Annotated in this window: 18 protein-coding genes; 14 read left to right on the top strand and 4 right to left on the bottom strand. The window is 47.0% G+C overall.

Annotated elements, in window-relative coordinates; translation table 11 throughout:
• Nucleotides 1–15: 15 nt before the first annotated feature.
• Nucleotides 16–417, bottom strand: coding sequence for a BlaI/MecI/CopY family transcriptional regulator (locus K1Y79_RS02610; RefSeq protein ID WP_220248443.1), 402 nt, complete (start codon nucleotides 415–417; stop codon nucleotides 16–18).
• Nucleotides 418–544: 127 nt separating this feature from the next.
• Entirely contained in the window at nucleotides 545–931 is a 387-nt protein-coding gene (locus K1Y79_RS02605) for a VOC family protein (RefSeq protein WP_220248442.1), read from the bottom strand.
• A 125-nt stretch (nucleotides 932–1,056) separates the two neighbouring features.
• On the opposite strand from K1Y79_RS02605, the gene K1Y79_RS02600 reads away from it, so the two are divergent.
• The 6 genes from K1Y79_RS02600 to K1Y79_RS02575 all read left to right on the top strand — a co-directional run bounded on the left by K1Y79_RS02600 (nucleotide 1,057) and on the right by K1Y79_RS02575 (nucleotide 6,606).
• Complete coding sequence (locus tag K1Y79_RS02600; RefSeq protein ID WP_220248441.1) at nucleotides 1,057–2,055, top strand: GlxA family transcriptional regulator; 999 nt, start codon at nucleotides 1,057–1,059, stop codon at nucleotides 2,053–2,055.
• A 98-nt stretch (nucleotides 2,056–2,153) separates the two neighbouring features.
• A complete protein-coding gene (gene eat, locus K1Y79_RS02595; protein ID WP_220248440.1) occupies nucleotides 2,154–3,485 on the top strand; it encodes an ethanolamine permease in 1,332 nt (443 codons plus the stop codon).
• Nucleotides 3,486–3,503: 18 nt separating this feature from the next.
• Nucleotides 3,504–4,880, top strand: coding sequence for an ethanolamine ammonia-lyase subunit EutB (locus K1Y79_RS02590; RefSeq protein WP_220248439.1), 1,377 nt, complete (start codon nucleotides 3,504–3,506; stop codon nucleotides 4,878–4,880).
• Complete coding sequence (gene eutC, locus K1Y79_RS02585) at nucleotides 4,877–5,659, top strand: ethanolamine ammonia-lyase subunit EutC (protein ID WP_220248438.1); 783 nt, start codon at nucleotides 4,877–4,879, stop codon at nucleotides 5,657–5,659. Before K1Y79_RS02590 ends, eutC begins: the two co-directional genes overlap by 4 nt.
• 90 nt (nucleotides 5,660–5,749) lie before the next feature.
• A complete protein-coding gene (locus K1Y79_RS02580; protein WP_220248437.1) occupies nucleotides 5,750–6,307 on the top strand; it encodes a sigma-70 family RNA polymerase sigma factor in 558 nt (185 codons plus the stop codon).
• 44 nt (nucleotides 6,308–6,351) lie between these two features.
• Nucleotides 6,352–6,606 (top strand): hypothetical protein, encoded by a 255-nt coding sequence (locus K1Y79_RS02575; protein ID WP_220248436.1) that lies wholly within the window; start codon nucleotides 6,352–6,354, stop codon nucleotides 6,604–6,606.
• A gap of 34 nt (nucleotides 6,607–6,640) precedes the next feature.
• Here K1Y79_RS02575 and K1Y79_RS02570 read toward each other — a convergent pair whose 3' ends face one another.
• The gene (locus tag K1Y79_RS02570) at nucleotides 6,641–7,042 is read right to left on the bottom strand and encodes a hypothetical protein (protein ID WP_236059455.1); all 402 of its coding nucleotides are present in this window, start codon (nucleotides 7,040–7,042) and stop codon (nucleotides 6,641–6,643) included.
• A 92-nt stretch (nucleotides 7,043–7,134) separates the two neighbouring features.
• On the opposite strand from K1Y79_RS02570, the gene K1Y79_RS02565 reads away from it, so the two are divergent.
• A complete protein-coding gene (locus K1Y79_RS02565) occupies nucleotides 7,135–7,341 on the top strand; it encodes a hypothetical protein (RefSeq protein ID WP_220248435.1) in 207 nt (68 codons plus the stop codon).
• Between the two features lie 188 nt (nucleotides 7,342–7,529).
• Here K1Y79_RS02565 and msrA read toward each other — a convergent pair whose 3' ends face one another.
• Entirely contained in the window at nucleotides 7,530–8,180 is a 651-nt protein-coding gene (gene msrA, locus K1Y79_RS02560; protein ID WP_236059453.1) for a peptide-methionine (S)-S-oxide reductase MsrA, read from the bottom strand.
• Nucleotides 8,181–8,387: 207 nt separating this feature from the next.
• Here msrA and K1Y79_RS02555 point away from each other — a divergent pair, with 207 nt between their 5' ends.
• From K1Y79_RS02555 to K1Y79_RS02525, 7 genes are all read left to right on the top strand, one after another.
• The gene (locus K1Y79_RS02555; protein WP_220248434.1) at nucleotides 8,388–10,505 is read left to right on the top strand and encodes an endonuclease MutS2; all 2,118 of its coding nucleotides are present in this window, start codon (nucleotides 8,388–8,390) and stop codon (nucleotides 10,503–10,505) included.
• A gap of 584 nt (nucleotides 10,506–11,089) precedes the next feature.
• Nucleotides 11,090–11,530: a MarR family winged helix-turn-helix transcriptional regulator gene (locus K1Y79_RS02550; RefSeq protein WP_220248433.1), complete on the top strand. Its 441-nt coding sequence runs from the start codon at nucleotides 11,090–11,092 to the stop codon at nucleotides 11,528–11,530.
• A 284-nt stretch (nucleotides 11,531–11,814) separates the two neighbouring features.
• The gene (locus K1Y79_RS02545) at nucleotides 11,815–12,696 is read left to right on the top strand and encodes a helix-turn-helix domain-containing protein (RefSeq protein WP_220248432.1); all 882 of its coding nucleotides are present in this window, start codon (nucleotides 11,815–11,817) and stop codon (nucleotides 12,694–12,696) included.
• Between the two features lie 330 nt (nucleotides 12,697–13,026).
• Nucleotides 13,027–14,208: an efflux RND transporter periplasmic adaptor subunit gene (locus K1Y79_RS02540; RefSeq protein ID WP_220248431.1), complete on the top strand. Its 1,182-nt coding sequence runs from the start codon at nucleotides 13,027–13,029 to the stop codon at nucleotides 14,206–14,208.
• Nucleotides 14,209–14,311: 103 nt separating this feature from the next.
• On the top strand, nucleotides 14,312–17,482 hold the full coding sequence (locus K1Y79_RS02535) for an efflux RND transporter permease subunit (RefSeq protein WP_220248430.1): 3,171 nt from the start codon (nucleotides 14,312–14,314) through the stop codon (nucleotides 17,480–17,482).
• Between the two features lie 33 nt (nucleotides 17,483–17,515).
• Entirely contained in the window at nucleotides 17,516–18,940 is a 1,425-nt protein-coding gene (locus tag K1Y79_RS02530) for an efflux transporter outer membrane subunit (RefSeq protein ID WP_220248429.1), read from the top strand.
• A 414-nt stretch (nucleotides 18,941–19,354) separates the two neighbouring features.
• The gene (locus K1Y79_RS02525) at nucleotides 19,355–20,338 is read left to right on the top strand and encodes an alpha/beta hydrolase (RefSeq protein ID WP_220248428.1); all 984 of its coding nucleotides are present in this window, start codon (nucleotides 19,355–19,357) and stop codon (nucleotides 20,336–20,338) included.
• Nucleotides 20,339–20,375: the final 37 nt, after the last annotated feature.

Here is a 20,375-nt window from a genome sequence, read left to right as displayed (position 1 = left end):
CAGGATGTTTTTTAACTATTTATCTTCTATATCTTTCAACAGATCTTTAATCTTTTTCAGCTCGTCGGCAGATGTCCTGTCATTGCCCAGCAATGCCATCATCATATCGCTGGGAGAGCCATTATACATGGTGTCCATAAAGCGGCCCAGCATTGTTCCTTTTATCTTATTCTCTTCTACGGCAGCGCTGTATACGTGCTTCATACTGCTTTCATCCCGGTTCAGCATGCCTTTTTCTTTCATCACCTGCATCAGTTTCAGGGTACTGGTATAAATGACCGCTTCTTTCTGCTCGTTCAGCTTATCATGCACAAAACGTACAGTCGATGGGCCGTACTGCCAGAGTATCTGCAGTACATCCAGCTCTGTCTTGGTGGGCACTATTTCCGGAGATATATCTTTCTTGAATAAGCTCATATTCCAAAGGTATGTATTAAAAACGTACGTTGGTGTACCTAAGCTCTTTTTTTTATAAAAAAAACCGTCCGGTACATACCGGAACGGTCATTAGTAACTTGGGGCAGTCGGTATGAGCGGGGGTATATCAGAATTGCTGGTACAACATCATATAAGCGCCTGCGGGGTCCTGGATCAGGCAATAGATCGCATCTTTACCCATTTTGCGCTGTTCCCCGAGCACCTTTCCACCCAGGGCTGTACATTGGGCCAGACTATGCTCCAGGTTATCTACTACCACATACACCAGCCATTGCGGAGGAAGATAGGCATTGCCTCCCCGCGCATGGCAGATGCCGGCTTCTGCACCTTGCGGGCCATTGTCAGCGTGCTTCATCAGATAATCGTCATAGTCGCCCATACTAAGCTCGATCTTCTCCCAGCCAACTACCTGTTTGTAAAATTCGCTGACCGCTGCTGCATCGGGAACGGTAAGGTCGTGCCATAGGATGGCTCCTGGTTGCTTCTTTTCCATAAACGTTATTTACCTACCGAATATACGGACGCTTATTCTATTCATGAGTACTACAAAGCGCCAGTCATAGGGGGTATTTGAGACAAATGTTGTAACTTACCGTACTTGTTTAAAAACCTGTAATAATGACGAACCTGGCACTGTTGCTTACCTATAATCACCGGCTTATTAGCACTGCCGCCATCCTCGATGTCTTTGAGTCTGTCAACTCCATGTATGCCGCCAGTCAACAGCCACCTTGCTTCAACCTTCAGCTGGTACTTCCTGACCAGGAAGGAGTAGACCTGTTGCCTCACTATGGCCGTCACGTTACTGTAGCATTGAAAGATGCCGTGCAGCCAGATATTGTACTGATCCCGGCTTTTATTTCCGGAGATGTGGACACTGCCATCACTGCCAACCATATTTTCCTTCCCTGGATCCGGCAACAGCATCATGCCGGCGCAGAAATAGCCAGTTTCTGCACGGGGGCATTCCTCCTGGCTGCTACCGGTCTGCTGAATGGTAAGCCTGCTACCACGCACATGAATGCGTGTTCTGCATTTGCCGGTCACTTCCCGGAAGTACTGCTGCAACCCGACAAAGTGCTTACAGCTGCTGCCGGTATCTATACCAGCGGCGGTGCAACCAGCACTTTCCATCTCCTGCTGCATCTCGTAGAGAAATGTTGCGGACAGGACATGGCCGTAAGAGCTGCAAAACTATTTGCTATCGATATGGACAGGGATACGCAATCTTACTTCGGTATGTTCCTGCCAGACAGGAGACATGCTGATCCATTGATCACAGAAGTACAGCAACGTATGGAAGCCAGTTTCCGGGAAGCACGCAACGTAGAGTCCTTTATGGAAAACATTCCTGCCAGCCGCCGCAACTTCGTACGACGCTTCAAACAGGCTACAGGTATAACTCCGATTGAATACCTGCAGAAAACAAGGATTGAAGCAGCCAAGAAGATGCTGGAACAGACCGGTAACAGTATACTGTCTGTCATGCTGGATTGTGGTTACAATGACATCAAAGCCTTCCGGAAGGTGTTCCGTAAAGAAGTGGGTTTAACACCCACCGAATACAGGGTCAAATTTGCCGGAAGCCGCAATACTTCCCTGCAGGTGGAAATGTGATCTTTTTACGTATCTTGACAAGACTTCACCAGGGAAACGGGAACAGATTATATCAACCAAAGGTAGTGCTACAACACTACCACTAATCCCGTATTTATATGTCTGCTCAGGAAACTGTTTTAAAGAAAGTTATCAGGCCCATACATCTCTGGGCTATTGGTGTCGGATTGGTTATTTCCGGTGAATACTTTGGCTGGAACTATGGATGGGGCATAGCAGGTACCGCCGGTTTCCTGGTCGCAACGCTGATCATCACCCTGCTATATGTAACGTTCATATTCAGCTTCACAGAACTCACTACTGCTATCCCGCAGGCAGGTGGCCCTTTTACCTATACACATAGAGCTATGGGGCCTTTCGGCGGACTTATAGCCGGATATGCCACTGCTGTCGAGTTCCTGCTGGCAACGCCGGCTATCGCCTTTGCACTGGGTAACTATCTGCACTTCCTGCATCCCTCACTGCCCGTATTAGGCTGTGGTATCGTGTTTTACCTGCTACTGACTGGCGTTAACCTGCTGGGTATTAAAGAGTCTGCACTTTTCTCCCTGGTCATTACCTTACTTGCAGTAATCGAACTGCTGATCTATATGGGCATTGTAGCGCCCTCATTCCGGTTGTCCAACTTCATGCACAATGCTATGCCTGCCGGCTGGATGGGGGTGTTTGCTGCGCTGCCATTCGCCATGTGGCTGTATGTGTGTATTGAAGGTATTGCCATGGTGGCGGAGGAGGTAAAAGATCCAGCCAGGAATATCCCCAAAGGATATATCTCTGCAATGCTTACACTCGCAGCCCTAGCGATCGGAGTAATGGTACTAACGGGTGGCATTACAGACTGGCAATTACTGTCAGGTATTGACTACCCGCTACCTGAGGCGATCGGAGTAGTACTAGGTAAACAAAGCGGTATCACGAAGGTATTTGCGGGCATTGGTCTCTTCGGATTGATTGCTTCCTTTAACGGTATCATTATCAGCTACTCCCGTCAGCTGTTTGCACTGGCAAGAGCAGGATACCTGCCGCCGGTACTAGCCGTGCTTAGTCCGAAAAGACAGGTTCCCTATGTTGCACTGATAGCCGGCGCTGTACTGGGCATCATCGCATTATATTTCGGCAGGACTGACCAGCTGGTGATACTATCTGTCATGGGGGCGGTAGTTATGTATATTCTGAGTATGATCAGCCTGTTTATACTCAGGAGAAAAGAGCCAGGGCTAGACCGTCCGTTCAGGGCACCATACTATCCCTGGTTCCCTGGTATAGCGCTGGTATTATCTATAGTATCTCTGATCGCAATCATATACTATAACTTATTACTGGCGGGCCTGTTCTTTTCAGGCATGGGGATCGCTCTGCTTATTTTCGTCATCATGGGCAGACATAAAGCGCCGGCAATAAACACGGATGCGAAAAATGTAATTGCGTAAGAAAATAAAAATATTGTTGTGTCTTATCAGCATACCATACAATTCAGGACATACCAGTTCGACGACCTGCGCACATTGCTGGCAAAGGCCACGCCTTTCCGCTCGGGAGATGCTCTTGCCGGCCTCGCAGCTGCTACCTATGAAGAACGGGTAGCTGCGCAGCTGGCGCTGGCAGATGTGCCACTGAAGACTTTCCTCCAGGAAGCAGTCATACCATATGAAGAAGACGAAATCACCCGCCTTATTATAGATACGCACAACCAGGCAGCATTTGCACCTGTAAGCCACTTTACGGTAGGCGAACTGCGCGACTGGTTACTGAGTGATGATGCAGATACGCAAACCTTGCAGCAGCTGGCCCCGGGTCTTACGCCTGAAATGGTAGCGGCAGTATCTAAACTGATGCGCAACCAGGACCTCATCAGTGTGGCGCAGAAGTGCGAGGTAGTGACCCGCTTCCGGAATACTATCGGACTAAAAGGACGGCTGTCCGTACGTCTTCAGCCCAATCATAATACCGATGATCCGAAAGGTATTGCTGCCAGCATTATCGACGGACTGCTATATGGTTGTGGCGATGCTGTTATTGGTATCAACCCGGCTACTGACAGTCCGCAGGCTGTCATACAGCTGCTACACATGCTGGACCAGTTACGTGAACAGTTTGACATTCCTACGCAGTCCTGCATCTTATGTCATGTGACCACTGCTTTGCAGGTAATGACTAAAGCCCCGGTGGATCTTGTCTTCCAGTCCATCGGTGGTACAGCCCGGACCAATAGCAGCTTCGGCATACATCTGGGATTATTACAGGAGGCGTATGACGCGGCGCTGTCACTGAACAGGGGGACAATCGGCAATAATGTGATGTACTTTGAAACGGGGCAGGGCAGCGCTTTATCTGCAAATGCCCACCAGGGCGTAGACCAGCAGACATGTGAAGTACGCGCATATGCTGTGGCCAGAAGGTTTTCTCCGTTGCTGGTAAATACGGTAGTAGGCTTCATCGGACCTGAATACCTGTTTGATGGAAAGCAGATCATACGGGCGGCGCTGGAAGACCATTGCTGTGGCAAACTACTAGGGTTACCGATGGGTGTGGATGTCTGTTATACCAACCATGCAGAAGCTGACCAGGATGATATGGATAATCTGCTTACACTTCTCGGCGTAGCCGGATGTAACTTCATCATTGGCGTGCCGGGAGCCGATGATATCATGCTTAACTATCAATCTACTTCCTTCCATGATGCACAGTATGTACGGAAGGTACTTGGCCTCAAAGCAGCGCCGGAGTTTGAAGGCTGGCTGCAAAGACAGGGTATTACCAATGCCGGCGGACAATTACAGCCTGTAGGCAACACACATCACTTATTAACTTATCAGGCAGGATGAGCAATATACAACATCGTAATACTGTACAGGAAGATCCATGGAGTGCATTAAAGGCATATACAACGGCACGTATAGCGCTGGGCAGAACGGGTACGGCTATACCACTGAAGGAAGTACTGTCTTTCCGGCTGGCACACGCACATGCCAGGGATGCCGTATACTCCCGCCTGGATATCAACCTGCTGCTGGAAGAGCTACATGCGTTCATGTTGCCGGTAGTACAGCTACATAGTAGCGTTGCCGGCCGGCATGAATACCTGCAACGGCCGGATAAAGGGCGGAAGCTGGATACAGGCAGCATAGAAATACTACAGGCGCAACCGGCTGCTTTTCGGCAGAAGGATGTTGTGATTATTGTGGCAGATGGTTTGTCAGCTACCGCTATGAACCTCCATACCGCTCCTTTGCTGAATCACCTGTTACCATTACTCAAAACAGCGGGCCTCTCGATAGCTCCTGTATGCCTGGTAGAGCAGGGCAGGGTAGCCATTGGGGATGAGATAGGAGAACTGATACAGGCCAAAGCAACATTGATGCTGATAGGGGAGAGACCCGGACTAAGTGCTGCAGATAGTATGGGTGCATATATCACTTTCCAGCCACGTACGGGCAATACTGATGAAGTAAGGAATTGCATTTCAAACATCCGGCAGGACGGGCTGCAGTATATTCCTGCCGCCGGTAAGATCTGTTACCTCTTGCAGGAAGCTTTACGCCTGCGTTTATCCGGAGTAGAACTGAAAGACAACTATAAAGACCCGTCATTACTGACAGGCTGATCCCCGAGGTACAGCTACGTGTTATCACCTTTATTTTTCCCGGTAACTATTTAAAAAAAATAATACTTTGTGCGCCACTCAAGATAACCGATGCCGCACGAAAGACACGATATTTCTGCTGATGATGCCACTAAAGCCTTCCGTAACCGTGATGCGGATGTCTTCCGGGAAATTTACACTGTCTACAGTGAGGAGTTGTACCTGCTGGCGTATCGCTGGGTCAAAGAACAGGACCTGGCCAGGGATATAGTGCAGGGGCTATTTACGTATTTGTGGGAGAAGGGACCTGAGATACAGATCACTGGCAATCTGCGGCACTATCTGTATCGCGCCGTCACCAACAGGAGTATCAATGAGTTAAAAAGGCGGGCCCGCCATGTCAGTGAGGAGGCCTTGCAATGGCAGGCAGATACGGGCACGCTGCACGAGATAACCGACCATCTGTTGTTACAGAAAGAGATATTGCGCCTTTCACAGGAACTGGCACCCCGTTGCCGGGAAATATTCCTGCTCAGCCGCTTTGACGGACTGGAACCTTCAGAAATAGCCGCCCGTCTGGATATTGCCATCAACACTGTGTATTTCCAGCTGGCCGTGGCGCTGAAACACTTACGCACACACCTGCTGAACGGGAAAAGATTGGAGTAATATCAAAGTAGTCCCGCGCTGGATTGTCGTAATACGTATAAGCAATGAACAGGAACGATGTAACGGAATTTGTCATAGATTGTCTGACGGATGCCCGCAATGCGGACAAGCAGGCTGCTTTACACCAATGGCTGCTGGAATCACCAGGGAATCATACCATGTACACTGAGCTGCAGCGCCTATGGGAAGCCGCACGCACATTACCGCCTTTACCTTTTAATATTATCTCCGGCTGGGACGAACTGGTACAACAAACCAGTATCATTTCACCCCAGCAACAGCTATCTCCTCATAAATAACAGCATAGTCAATTGCGAGATAACCCCGGTAACCTTACATCGTTTCAGGTTCATCCGGATGGCGCGGCCTGTACCAGCAGTAGTAATAAGCCAGTATCAGCACACCCGATACGAAAGGAATTAAAGCCAGGTGTTTATAGGTAACCGTGCCTGTAACAATATTGGCGTCAAAGTGCAGGAACTCACTAACCATCCAGTAAGAGTTGGCCGTAATCCATACCAGTATGGCCAGGTTGTGGCATAACTCAGCCATAAATTGCCGGGTACGGTAAGCAATCACGATTGCAATAATCAATGTAGGGAAGATCATGGTAATGCCTAGCGACTTCCAGATCAGACACCAGCCGATATCTTTCAGCAACCAGAAAACAATATGCAGATTTTCCATTCTCCGGTATTTTAAGGGAATGCTGTAGACAGGTGTGGTTTCAGCCATATGTGATGTTGATTGTGGCGGCAAAAATATAAAATCTGGCATCAATTGGTATAACTCTTGTATTATCCATTGCGGACCAAAAAATTTTAGCCATGAAAAAAGCATTAATAGCCGCTACTATTGTAGGCGCAGCAGCAGCAGGAGTAATTGTTTACCTGACCCGTAGTAAAAACGGTATGCAACGTCTGTTAGACGGTGCCGGCGCAACTGCAGATGACGCACAACGTTATGCCAGCCGTCACCTGCGTAAAACACAGAAGAAAGTTAACAACATGATCCATGAGTCAACAATGGAATAATACTGAGCTGACCCTTTTACCGGGGTGACATCCTCATAGCTGTTTCCCCGGTAAAAGGACTGCTTTTCTCTCCCTTATAGCTCCCTCTTCCCTTGCCTGTTCAGGTGCAATCAGTCCCTGGCAACAAAAAAATAACGCAAACAGCATACAAGCCATCTGCGTTAGTCATTACTTCCAACCACCCCTTGTCAATTCGACTTTAACTTATCCTTAAATACTTTCCGGAACTTTTCCAGTTTAGGCTTTATCACAAAATGACAGTACGGCTGTGAGCCATTCTGGCTATAATAGTCCTGGTGGTAATCTTCTGCCTTGTAAAAATCGGTGGCAGCGGTGATTTCAGTTACCAGCGGTTTATCATATGCGCCGGAAGACTGTAGCTTTTTCATATACAATTCTGCCAGTTCACGTTGATTGTCATTGTGATAGAAGATGACAGACCGGTATTGTGTACCTACGTCATTACCCTGCCGGTTCAGCTGGGTGGGGTCGTGGCTTTGCCAGAAGGCCTGTAGCAGCTCTTCGTAAGAAATTTTCTCAGGGTCATAGGTAACCTGTATCACCTCTGCATGACCGGTAGTGCCGGTACTCACATCATCATACGTAGGATCGGGCACTGTGCCTCCTTCGTAGCCGGATTCAACCCTGGTCACACCTTCCAGGTACTGGAACTGCGCTTCTGTACACCAGAAACACCCACCGCCGAAGGTGGCTTTTTCCGTTTTTATACTGTTACTGACTTCCATATCTTCAGGAACTTTATCTTTTGAATTTTCACCCTGCGTACAGGCACTGATCATTAATGCCAGTAAACAGCTTAATATTGAGTATCTTTGCATAATTTTTTACACGTTGTAAAGTGGCATATGAAGGAGCTGGGTTCAGATGCCCCGACGGGTTAAATTACGACAAGATTAACGGTTTAGATCACCAGGTTAATTAACTTTAACATTCTTTTTGCCGTACCATCAACCAGGAGGAACGGCATAAGCCAATTTTAACCGTCTGTAAACAAGGGGTTTACAGGCTTTGTATGGATAAGTAAGATGAAATATTTTCCCGATTCAGCACTAGTACAGCTGGAGTTTGACAAGGTACAGGCTTTGTTAAAGGAGCATTGTAAAACGGAGCTGGGCAAGCAGATGGCAGATGACCTGCGTTTGCATACCCACATTGACTATGTAAAAACAGCACTTCAACAGGCCCATGAATACAAGCAGCTGACTTTGCTGCAGGAACACTTTCCCAACGATTACGTACTGAATCTGAAAAATGAACTGCGTATGCTCGGTATTCAGGGCGCAGTACTAAGTGAGGAGCAGATCATGCTGCTGCGCAAGCTGGCTGAAAGTATGCACAGCATTGTGCGGTTCTTTGATCACGACAGGCGTGTTACGTATTCAGGGTTGTTCAGTGTGATTTCTCATACACATTATGAGAAAAAGATCACCGCGCTCATTGATGAAATACTCGATGAACATGGAGAAGTGCGTGACAATGCGACTCCCGAACTGGCAAAAATCCGCATGAACCTGTTCCGTAAAAGGAACGAACTGAGACGCGCCTTCGACCGCGTACTCAGCAAACTGAGTAAACTGGGCTACCTGGCCGATACGGAAGAAGCCTTCCTGAACGGTAGAAGGGTAGTGGCTATTTACGCAGAAAACAAACGTATGGTGAAAGGTATCCAGCATGGAGAATCTGATACCCGCCGTACCACTTTCGTAGAACCGGAAGAAACGATAGAGCTGAATAATGATGTGGCTTCCCTGGAAAGGGAAGAGGGCAAGGAAGTGTACAAAATATTGCGTACACTGACACACGCACTCAGCCAGCATGGGCACCTGCTGAATAACTATCACGAGATACTGGGCCTCTATGACTTTATCAGGGCTAAGGCGAAACTGGCGCTGGACATGGATGCAAACTATCCTATGCTGACGCCGCACGCAGAAGTACACCTGGTCGATGCTCATCACCCGCTGCTGCTACTGTATAACCGCCGTAACCAGAAGCCGACTATTCCGGTAAACCTGACGCTCAACAAAGACAATCACATCCTTGTGATCAGTGGTCCGAACGCAGGTGGTAAAACAGTCACGATGAAAACGGTCGGCCTCATACAGCTGATGCTGCAGGCAGGTCTGCTGGTGCCGGTACACCCAAGTTCCCAGCTAGGCATTTTCCGTCAGCTGATGATCCACATCGGTGATACCCAGTCACTGGAATTTGAACTGAGTACCTATAGCTCTCACCTGAAGAACATGAAGTATTTCATGGAGAACGCCAACGGTAAAACCATGTTCTTTATCGATGAACTGGGTAGCGGCTCTGACCCTAACCTGGGTGGGGCCTTTGCGGAGGTAATTATGGAGGAACTGGCCAAGAAACACTCTTTTGGTATCGTTACTACGCACTATCTTAACCTGAAGGTAATGGCGAATAAAGTAAGAGGTATCATCAATGGTGCTATGGGCTTTGACGAAGAAAACCTCGCACCTATGTATAAACTGATCGTAGGTAAGCCTGGTAGCTCTTACACCTTCTCCATTGCCCAGCGTATCGGTCTGCATCCCGCATTGATCAACAGAGCCAGGAATCTGGTGGATGAAGGCCACTTCCAGCTGGATAAACTCCTTAACAAAGCAGAACAGGATCTCCAGAAGATAGAAGCCAAAGAGAAAGAACTACAGAAATTGCTGAAGGAAAATGAAAGGCTGAAACGTGAATACGAAATCCTATCTGATAAAGAAAGGAAAACACAGCAGTTCACCACCCTCAAGCTGCAGAACAAAATCAAGGAAGATGACCTGCAATACCTGAAGGATATGGAGCGTAAAATGAAGCAGATCGTGTTTGAGTGGAAACGCACAGAGGATAAGCAGAAGGTGATGAAACAGGCGGAAGCCCTGTTATTCCATAAACGCCAGAAGCAGGTGAATGAGCGCTTTGAGAAGAAGATCCAGGATAAATACCAGGAAGTACTAGGCTCTGACCTTAAACTGGGCGACCAGGTGAAGATCAGAAGTAACGGCCAGGTAGGTAAGCTGATGGAGATAAGAGATAAGCGCGGTATTGTGAAGTTGGGGAATATCCCGATGAACGTGGCTATGTCAGACCTGGTACTGGTCAAGGAAAGACCAAAAGAAGAACTCAAGAACTGATAAGGTAAAATGATGCGTTGACATCTACCGCCTGAAAAGGTCAATATGTGAATGATCATCTACTCTAAAGTAATATTGAGAAAGGGCGCTCCGGCAGGAAGCGCCCTTTTTTATTTCGCCGACGCCTTATTTATCCGCAGATATTAGCGTCCATATAAACGTGCATCCAGCCCCCTCCCTTGCTATATATGTAATTGATAATCAATACATAATTTACATTTCTCCGATACGCACATCTATAACTGGTACAACATGTATTGTTTCTTCAGCCCTTAACAAGGGTCGGCTGACCGGTCATTTTCCTTCACCACGGTAAAGTTACATGCATAGGAAATAATCACATTTTCCCGGTTTGATGAGGGTCTGTACTTCACACTGTCCCTTCACAAAGAGGTCACTAAAAGGTCACTTCAATATCCCGGGGATATTGAAGTGACCTTTTAGTGACCTCTTTGTGCTAAGATGGATAAAAAGACTGACCGGGATTAGGCATAAGGAGAACATTGGGCGGACTGTACCGCCATTATTTTTTCCTTCAGATAATTTATTTAGCCGGCTAATAAAATATTTCTATATTTGCCTTCATGAATAGACCGCTCATGTGCAGTACCATCAGTCATCTGATTACGCAGATCTGCAAGGTACACCGGAATAAAGGCAACCAGCTGCTGGCTGCCTATAACCTTCACGCTGGTCAGGAGCAATTCCTGGCAACTGTGATGTGTGGAGGAGCGATGACGATGAATGAGCTGACAGAACACCTGGAAGTGACGCCCGCCACTGTAACGCGGATGGCCGAGCGCCTGGAAAAGAACGGCTTCCTTAATAAAGTGAAGTGCTGCAACGACCAGCGCGTGGTAAGGGTAAGTCTGACGGAGAAAGGAACGGAAGCTGCATCGCAGATTATAGATACTACCTGGAATAAACTGGAAGAACAAATGGTGAAGAATATGAGCACGGAAGAGAAGATATTGCTCAGAAGATTGCTGATGCAGGTGCTTGACAACATTGAAGAAGAAAAATAGAAGGGCGTCATTGCCTTTTTTTTAGATTATTTATTTAGCCGGCTAACTAAATATGGTGCTGCAAAGTAGGGCACAGCGTATAGAACTAAATTATCAAGTTCTAAAATAAAATAGGAAGAACTAATATGAAATGCGGGTGGAATTTATACTTTTGTACCACCATAACGAAAACTATACGTTAATACTACTTGTTACCACCTGCTTCTGTCCGGATCAAATAATCAGATCTGCCTGATCCCCTTATTTACTGTAGTGACCATTACTAATACCAAATTGTAAGTATTATGAGGAATAATGTAATGATACCCGTGTATGACTATGCTGACGTCAACAGGCCTGGTAATCCTGTGAAAGGATTTCATATAGATCGTACGACGTATCTGGTACAACCTGGAGATGTGTCTGAACCGCACAGACGTTCTAATTACAGCCTCACTTTATTATTATCAGGCGAAAGCGTACACTATATCGATTTCGAGAAGTACGTCGTAACAGCGCCGGCAATGATCATGCTGATGCCTGATCAGATCTATCATTACACCGGTGATAGTCTGTCTGAGATAGTCAATATATCCTTTTCACAAGAGTTCCTGTTGCCGGATGCATCCGGTACCGGCATGGTGTGCTGGGCATGTATGTTTGAAAAAGGAATTGTGCCTTTGACAGATGTACAGCTGAAAGAACTGATGGCCTTCGCACGTCTTATGCTGAGAGAGTCAGACAATCCGCAGCCACTCAGCGATATGATTATACGTAGTCAGCTGAAATCACTGATGGCTGCAACAGCCAGGTTACCACAACTGGATATTGCATCTATACAGTCAGATACATTGCCTAACCGTATTGTGAGACAATTCAACGAATTATCAGATATACATTATAAGGATAAGACCCAGGTAGCGCATTATGCAGACATGATGTTTGTAACGCCAGGGCACCTGAATGATACGATCAAATCTGCATTGGGTAAGACTGCAAAACAGATCATTGATGAGAAACGTATCATCGAAGCAAAACGTTTACTGTACTGGGGAGAGCAGAGCATCAAAGAAATAGCGGGTCAACTTAACTTTGAAGATGATGGTTATTTCAATCGCTTCTTTAAGAAGCATACAGGTACAACACCTGCATCTTTTCAGAAAAGCATCCGGGAAAAGTACAACTAATACCGTAATTAGTTAAATGGTTTTCTTTGTTGTACGTGCTACTTTTGTATTATAGGATGGAAACAGTTTTAGCAACCGTCAACTAAAACAGAAAGCTCATGAAGTATATCGATCTCGCCTGTTAGTTATCAGAAACAGGATTCTCTTATTAGCTATTAATCGTAAATCTACCTCGTAGAACTAACAACTACGTAACAACTATTTTTTTCCTTTCCATTAACTGCGGAAAGGGCTAGGCAGGATTTGCCCATAGCTCCACGACGTATCTGAAATCGCCATAGGATTGCAGACTGGATGTCTATTGTCAATAATTTAGAAAACACAAACAGTATGAATTACTTATTTCAACAAATTAACAAACAAAAGCCTGTAGGCTTTCTCTATAGTCTGATACTGCTGGCAGTATTATCAGGTTGTGCATCATCTTCCGCAAAGCCGGATGGGACGCCGCCTCCGACTGTATTGCCAGTATTTAAGGCAGCTGCAGTTCCTGCTTCTACTCACCGTGAATATAATGCTGCAATCGAAGGTAAAGTGAACGTAGAGATCCGTGCGCAGGTAGATGGATATCTCGATAAAATATTTGTAGATGAAGGTGCTTATGTAAAAGCAGGACAACCTTTATTCCGCATCAATGACCGTCCTTACCAGGAGCAGTTGAGTAATGCATCTGCCAGTCTGCTGGCGGCACAGGCCAATGAAGAAAAAGCTTCACTGGAAGTATCCAGACTTACGCCACTGGTAGATAATAATGTGGTATCTGATATTCAGCTGAAGACTGCTAAGGCAGCTTATCAGGCAGCTAAAGCAAATGTATCCCAGGCACAGTCTATGGTCAGCAATGCACGTATCAATCTCGGCTATACATTAATTACAGCGCCTGTAAGTGGTTATATAGGCCGCATTCCTTACAAGCATGGTAGCCTGGTAGGACGTAGTGAGGCGCAGCCGCTGACAGTGCTTTCTGATGTTAATGAGGTGTATGCTTACTTTTCAATGAGTGAAGTTGATTTCCTGCAATTCAAAGATAAATTTAAAGGCAACACTATTGCTGAGAAAGTAAAGCAACTGCCGCCAGTAGAGCTGGTATTGCCTGATCATAGCATTTACACACAGAAAGGCCGTATCGAAACAATGGAAGGACAGTTTGATAAGACGATGGGCGCAGTAAGTTTCCGTGCAGTATTTCCTAATCCTGACGGCTTGTTACGCTCTGGCAATACCGGTAAGGTGAAGCTGTCTGAAACCTTTGACGCTGCACTCGTAGTACCGCAGGAAGCCACATTTGAGCTACAGGATAAAGTCTTCATATTTACTGTTGGTGATAGTAACAAGGTAGCCAGCAAACCAATCACCGTATCTGGTAAGAATGGCGCTTACTATTTCGTAGCAAAAGGTATAGCTGCAGGCGAGTCTGTAGTATACACCGGATTGGACCGCCTCCGGGATGGCATGGTGATAACACCACAACCCATATCAATGGATAGTCTGCTGAAGGCCAGACCACTATAACTGACTACTGACCTGTACTGTGTTTCCGATTTGACGGTCTGCAAAGACCGCAGGGGGATAGTACGCTTCAGACATCCTGACAAACAACTAACGCAAGAAGATTATGTTAAGAAAATTCATAGAAAGACCCGTACTGGCAACAGTGGTGTCCATTATCCTGGTACTGCTGGGACTATTGTCACTCGTCACTTTGCCGGTCACACAGTTCCCCGATATCGCTCCGCCCAGTGTGGCTGTTATAGCTTCCTATCCCGGTGCGAACGCGGAAGTGGTAGCCCGTTCAGTAGCTACGCCTATTGAAGAGGCAGTGAACGGTGTGGAGAACATGACCTACATGACCTCCACCTCCAACAACGATGGCTCCATGACCCTGACTGTATACTTCAAACTGGGCACGGATCCGGATCTGGCAGCAGTAAACGTGCAGAACCGCGTAGCGAAAGCTACCAGTCTGCTGCCGACTGAAGTAGTGAGCGCCGGTATTACTACCCAGAAGCAACAGAACAGTATGATCATGGTAGTGAACCTGATCAGCGACCAGGAAGAATATGATGAGAAGTTTCTGCAGAACTATGCAAAGATTAACATCATACCTGAAATACAACGTGTAACGGGTGTAGGTCAGGCGATGGTATTCGGTGCAAAGGACTACTCCATGCGTATATGGCTGCGTCCTGACAGGCTGGCCGCTAATAACCTGTCTCCGCAGGATGTACTGGGCGCGATCAGAGAACAGAACCTGGAAGCAGCTCCCGGTCGTTTCGGTGAAAGCAGTAAAGAAGCATTTGAGTATGTGATCAAGTACAAAGGAAAACGTAATCAGAATGCACAGTATGAAGACATCGTGCTGAAAGCAAACGCAGATGGTTCCCTGTTAAGACTGAAAGACGTGGCGCGTGTAGAATTTGGTTCGTTTACCTATAGCAGTGACACCCATGTGAATGGTAAGTTTGGTATCGGTATCGCTATCTATCAGACCGCCGGCTCCAACGCCAATGAGATACAGACACAGGTGAATGACCTGATGAAGAAAGCGGCAGGATTATTCCCTAAGGGCGTTGACTATTTTAATATCTACAGTACCAAAGAATACCTCGATGAATCTATCGATCAGGTGAAACATACATTGATAGAGGCATTCATACTTGTGTTCATTGTGGTGTTCATTTTCCTGCAGGACTTCCGTTCTACACTGATCCCTGCTATTGCAGTACCTGTTGCCATTATCGGTACCTTCTTCTTTATGCAGCTGTTTGGATTTACCATTAACCTGCTGACACTCTTTGCCCTGGTACTGGCCATTGGTATCGTGGTGGATGACGCCATTGTCGTCGTCGAAGCCGTACACTCAAAGATGGAGAGTATTAATATGTCTCCACGTGCGGCAACAGTAACCAGCATGCAGGAAATATCCGGTGCAATTATCTCCATCACCCTGGTAATGGCCGCAGTGTTTATTCCTGTTGGTTTCATGCAGGGGCCTGCGGGCGTATTTTACCGGCAGTTTGCCTTTACACTGGCCATTGCGATTCTGATATCGGCATTGAACGCGTTGACTTTAAGTCCGGCGTTGTGTGCCTTGCTGCTGAAGAACAATCATAGTAAAGATGCACATGGCGCAGCTTATACCAAAGGTTTTGGCAAACGCTTCTTTACTGCCTTTAACTCCGGTTTTGAAGCAGTGACCAATAAATATATCAACAGTATCCGTTTCCTGGTAAGACGTAAGTGGATTGCGCTGACAGCCCTGGCAGTAGTGATAGGTATAACAGTATGGCTGGTGAAGAGAACACCGACCGGCTTTATCCCTACAGAAGATAACGGTTTTGTGGTGTATTCAGTGACCATGCCTCCGGGATCTTCCCTGCAACGTACACAGGAAGTGGTGAACAAAGTAGAGAAGGAAATGAAGGCGCTGGAATCAGTAAACAGTTTCCTGAGCGTATCCGGATTCAATATCCTCACCAACTCTAACAGTTCTGCATATGCAGTAGGATTTGTGAAACTGAAGAAACACCAGGACCGTGGCCAGGTGAAAGACCTGAAGGAGGTGATGGGTATGATGCAGGCTAAACTGGCAGACATCAAGGAAGCCAACATCTTTATGTTTAACATGCCGACTGTGCCGGGTTTCAGTAACGTAGATGGTTTTGAGGTGATATTGCAGGACCGTACCGGCGGACAGCTGGATAAGCTGGCGAATACGGCTTATGGTTTTATCGGAGAACTGATGAAGCGGAAGGAAATAGCTTTTGCCTTCACCACCTTCAATGCCGGCAACCCTCAATACAACCTGGAGATTGACGAAACAAAGGCGAAGCAGCTGGGCGTATCAGTATCAGATATCCTGCAGACGATGCAGGTATATTATGGTAGTACGTTTGCTTCTGACTTCAACCGTTTTGGTAAATACTACAGGGTGATTGTACAGGCAGAAGCGCCATCACGTGCCGAGGCATCGTCGCTTAACGACATCTTCGTTAAGAACAGTTCCGGAGAAATGGTGCCGATCAATGCGGTTGTAAACCTGGAAAGAGTGTATGGTCCGGAAACAGTGACCCGTAACAACCTCTTTAATGCAGTAACGATTAATGGTCAGCCGAAACCAGGTTACAGCTCCGGCGACGCTATCAAGGCAGTAGAGGAAGTAGCACAGCAATACCTGCCAAGAGGTTACTCATATGAGTGGGTAGGTATGACGAAAGAGGAGATAGCAGCAGGTGGACAGGCAGGTATTATTTTCCTGTTGTGTCTTGTGTTTGTATACTTCCTGCTGGCAGCACAGTATGAAAGCTACATCCTGCCATTATCAGTAATACTGTCTATACCACTGGGCATATTCGGAGTGTTTGTTTTCATCAACCTGTTTGGTATTGACAACAATATATATGTGCAGGTTGGTCTGATCATGCTCATAGGGTTGCTGGCAAAGAATGCGATCCTGATTGTGGAGTATGCCGTACAGCGCCGCCGCAATGGTATGGGACTGCTGGCATCAGCGCTGGAAGCATCGAGACTGCGTTTGCGTCCGATCCTGATGACATCCTTTGCATTCGTGGCCGGTCTGACACCACTGATGCGTGCAACAGGATCTTCTGCATTGGGTAACCGTTCAATCAGTACCGGCGCAGCCGGAGGTATGCTGACAGGCGTAATACTGGGTGTATTTGCGATACCGGTATTGTTTATCATCTTCCAGTATCTGCAGGAGAAGGTAAGCGGTAAACCGTTAAAGACAGCACATCCCGACGTAGCAGGCGATGCCACTGTATAACGGCAATATATTTAAAGATTAAAGAATAACAGGATGACACTAAAATATATTCATTTTTCAATCGTCTCTTGCCTCATAGTTGTAGGATTGGCATCGTGCCGGGTGGGCCGTAATTATGAACGTCCTGCCCTGGTACTGCCGTCCGCCTATAGCGATACAACGGTAGCGGCAACTGCAGATAGCAGTATAGCGACATTGGAATGGAAACAGTTCTTTACAGATACAACACTGCAGGGATTAATCGGAAGGGCGCTGAGCGGGAACTATGATCTTCAGCTGGCTATTAAACGGATAGAAACGGCACAGGCATACCTTAGACAGGCAAAATTAGGTTGGCTGCCAACTGTGAATCTCCAGGCGGCAGCGTCTACTTCCATCCCTTCAAAGAATAGTCTGAATGGTACCAGTCTGAGTACATTCCTTGGTACCGAACATATAGAAGACTATAGTCTGAATGCCGCCCTCTCCTGGGAGATAGATGTGTGGGGAAAGATTAAGCGCAGGAAAGAGGCAGCGCTGGCTAACTACCTGGCTTCATTTGAGGGTAAACATGCCGTGCAGACAGGACTGGTATCAAACATTGCCAATAGTTATTATAACCTGCTGATGCTGGATGCACAGCTGGAAATTGCAAAAAGCAATGTGTCGCTTAGCGATACGATTGTGCAGATGATACGCCTGCAAAAGACAGCCGGCGAAACCACTGAACTGGCCGTACAACAGGCAGAGGCACAACGGCAGACAGCCGCCCTGCTGATACCACAGCTGGAACAGGCAAAAGCTATAGAGCAGAATACCCTGCGCATACTGGCAGGAGAACTGCCAGGTACGATTGACTACCGCAGTACACTGATCTCAACGCCACTAAGAGAGATCATGCCTACGGGCGTACCCGCTTCACTGCTGAGCAACAGACCCGACGTAAAGGAGCTGGAGATGGCATTGGTAGCAGCGAATGCACAGGTAGGCGTAGCACAGGCCAGTATGTATCCGGCACTGAATATTACTGCGAATGGCGGTGTCAATGCCTTCAAAGCGAGCGACTGGTTCACACTACCCGCTTCACTGTTTGGATTGGCAGCAGGAAGTCTGACACAGCCATTGTTTCAACGCGGACAATTGAAAGCTAACCTGGCAGTGGCAAAGATAGAGCGGGAAGAAGCTGTAATCCGTTTCAGACAGGTAGCACTGAATGCAATAGGAGAGGTGTCTAACTCCCTCGTAAGACTGGACAAACTGAAAGTACAACAGCAGATAGCCACTAGTCAGGTGAATACACTATCACTGGCAACCTCGCATGCCAGAATGCTGTTCCGCAGTGGCATGGCTAACTACCTGGATGTGATCACAGCACAAAGCAGGTCACTACAGGCGTCGCTGACACAGGCTGATATTACCCGTCAGCAATTGAGCGCGTCTGTGGAATTATACAGAAGCCTGGGAGGAGGATGGAAATAGGGTATTAAGTAAACAAGACAGTTGTAATAGGTAGATATAATGTTTGTTACCCAATAGCGCCACAGCTCTGTGGCGCTATTTCTTTTTATTGGGGATAATAAAAAAGCTGTTCCTGAAAAGAAACAGCCGTTTGATAACCAATGCCAACTTGATAGAAATATCAGGTTTAATTTTTGCTGATGATCCGATATCTTTTATTGATAACAGTACAAAGATGAAAAATTAGTCCCTGCTGTGCAATGCCGGAATCAGGGTTAAACTTGTATTAATCATGGGCGTTCAGAATAATTGCCCGCTCGATGAAAATGACAACAGTTACTGGCATTTGGCAATTGATCCGCCGCAGGATAACAGATAGCTTTGTGAACATTGATCAGACACAATTGTTAATTCAACTAATAAAAACTCAATACAATGAGCACAGACATCAGGTTACCACTCGACCCCGATACAGATCCATCCATTGACAGTAAGGTAAAAGCTTTTTTACATGCATTGAACAACAGCGGCGGCGAGCCGTTAGAGACTTTGTCGCCGGTAGATGCACGAGGAGTGCTGACAGGTGCACAGGAATCGGTGACAGTTGATATTTCCGGAGTTGAGTTTTCAGAGAAAACGATCACGTCGGAGGGGCTGACTGTCAAATTGGATATCGTACGTCCTGCCGGCGTAAGTGGCAAGCTGCCGGTATTCATGTTCTTTCATGGAGGAGGCTGGGTACTCGGCGATTTCCCTACACATAAAAGACTGGTACGCGACCTGGTGGTGGCATCGGGAGCAGTAGCGGTCTTCCCTAACTATACACCTGCGCCGGAAGCGAAGTATCCTACGCAGATCAATGAGGCATATGCGGCTACAAAATGGGTGGCAGAACATGGCGACGAGATAGGCGTGGATGGTAAAAACCTGGCGCTGGCAGGTAATAGTGTGGGCGGTAATATGACCGCTGTAGTGTCTATCCTTGCGAAAGAAAAACAGGGACCTGCTATCAAAGGACAGATATTACTGTGGCCCGTAACGAATGCTGATTTCGATAACGGTTCATACAACGAGTTTGCAACCGGTCGTTTCCTGACAAAGAACATGATGATCTGGTTCTTTGATAACTATGCTACTCTGCAACAACGCAGCGATATCCATATCTCACCTTTACAGGCTACTACTGAGCAGCTGAAAGGACTACCGCCAGCGCTGGTGCTGGTAGCAGAGAATGACGTGCTGCGCGATGAAGGCGAGGCATATGCACGTAAGCTGGACCAGGCCGGAGTACCGGTAACACTGGTACGTTATCAGGGAATGATTCACGACTGGGGATTGCTGAATCCACTGGCAACAGTACCAGGTACGCAATCTGCAATGGCTCATGCAGGTGCAGAACTGAAGAAATACCTTCGTTAGTTCGTTTTACCTTTTTTATATAAAGCTCCTGCCATAC

The organism is Chitinophaga rhizophila (genome assembly GCF_019492185.1).
Classification (GTDB): domain Bacteria; phylum Bacteroidota; class Bacteroidia; order Chitinophagales; family Chitinophagaceae; genus Chitinophaga; species Chitinophaga rhizophila.
Note: the sequence above shows the minus strand (reverse complement) of the source record. Positions and strands in the feature narration are given on the sequence as shown.

Excerpts from the sequence above, each read along its gene's own strand:
- eutC (WP_220248438.1), top strand. The coding sequence starts at position 4,877 with ATGAGCAATATACAACATCGTAATACTGTACAGGAAGATCCATGGAGT.
- K1Y79_RS02605 (WP_220248442.1), bottom strand. The coding sequence starts at position 931 with ATGGAAAAGAAGCAACCAGGAGCCATCCTATGGCACGACCTTACCGTT.
- K1Y79_RS02555 (WP_220248434.1), top strand. The coding sequence starts at position 8,388 with ATGAAATATTTTCCCGATTCAGCACTAGTACAGCTGGAGTTTGACAAG.
- msrA (WP_236059453.1), bottom strand. The coding sequence starts at position 8,180 with ATGCAAAGATACTCAATATTAAGCTGTTTACTGGCATTAATGATCAGT.
- K1Y79_RS02535 (WP_220248430.1), top strand. The coding sequence starts at position 14,312 with ATGTTAAGAAAATTCATAGAAAGACCCGTACTGGCAACAGTGGTGTCC.
- K1Y79_RS02545 (WP_220248432.1), top strand. The coding sequence starts at position 11,815 with ATGAGGAATAATGTAATGATACCCGTGTATGACTATGCTGACGTCAAC.
- K1Y79_RS02530 (WP_220248429.1), top strand. The coding sequence starts at position 17,516 with ATGACACTAAAATATATTCATTTTTCAATCGTCTCTTGCCTCATAGTT.
- K1Y79_RS02600 (WP_220248441.1), top strand. The coding sequence starts at position 1,057 with ATGACGAACCTGGCACTGTTGCTTACCTATAATCACCGGCTTATTAGC.
- K1Y79_RS02580 (WP_220248437.1), top strand. The coding sequence starts at position 5,750 with ATGCCGCACGAAAGACACGATATTTCTGCTGATGATGCCACTAAAGCC.
- K1Y79_RS02565 (WP_220248435.1), top strand. The coding sequence starts at position 7,135 with ATGAAAAAAGCATTAATAGCCGCTACTATTGTAGGCGCAGCAGCAGCA.
- K1Y79_RS02575 (WP_220248436.1), top strand. The coding sequence starts at position 6,352 with ATGAACAGGAACGATGTAACGGAATTTGTCATAGATTGTCTGACGGAT.
- K1Y79_RS02540 (WP_220248431.1), top strand. The coding sequence starts at position 13,027 with ATGAATTACTTATTTCAACAAATTAACAAACAAAAGCCTGTAGGCTTT.
- eat (WP_220248440.1), top strand. The coding sequence starts at position 2,154 with ATGTCTGCTCAGGAAACTGTTTTAAAGAAAGTTATCAGGCCCATACAT.
- K1Y79_RS02610 (WP_220248443.1), bottom strand. The coding sequence starts at position 417 with ATGAGCTTATTCAAGAAAGATATATCTCCGGAAATAGTGCCCACCAAG.
- K1Y79_RS02525 (WP_220248428.1), top strand. The coding sequence starts at position 19,355 with ATGAGCACAGACATCAGGTTACCACTCGACCCCGATACAGATCCATCC.
- K1Y79_RS02550 (WP_220248433.1), top strand. The coding sequence starts at position 11,090 with ATGAATAGACCGCTCATGTGCAGTACCATCAGTCATCTGATTACGCAG.
- K1Y79_RS02570 (WP_236059455.1), bottom strand. The coding sequence starts at position 7,042 with ATGGCTGAAACCACACCTGTCTACAGCATTCCCTTAAAATACCGGAGA.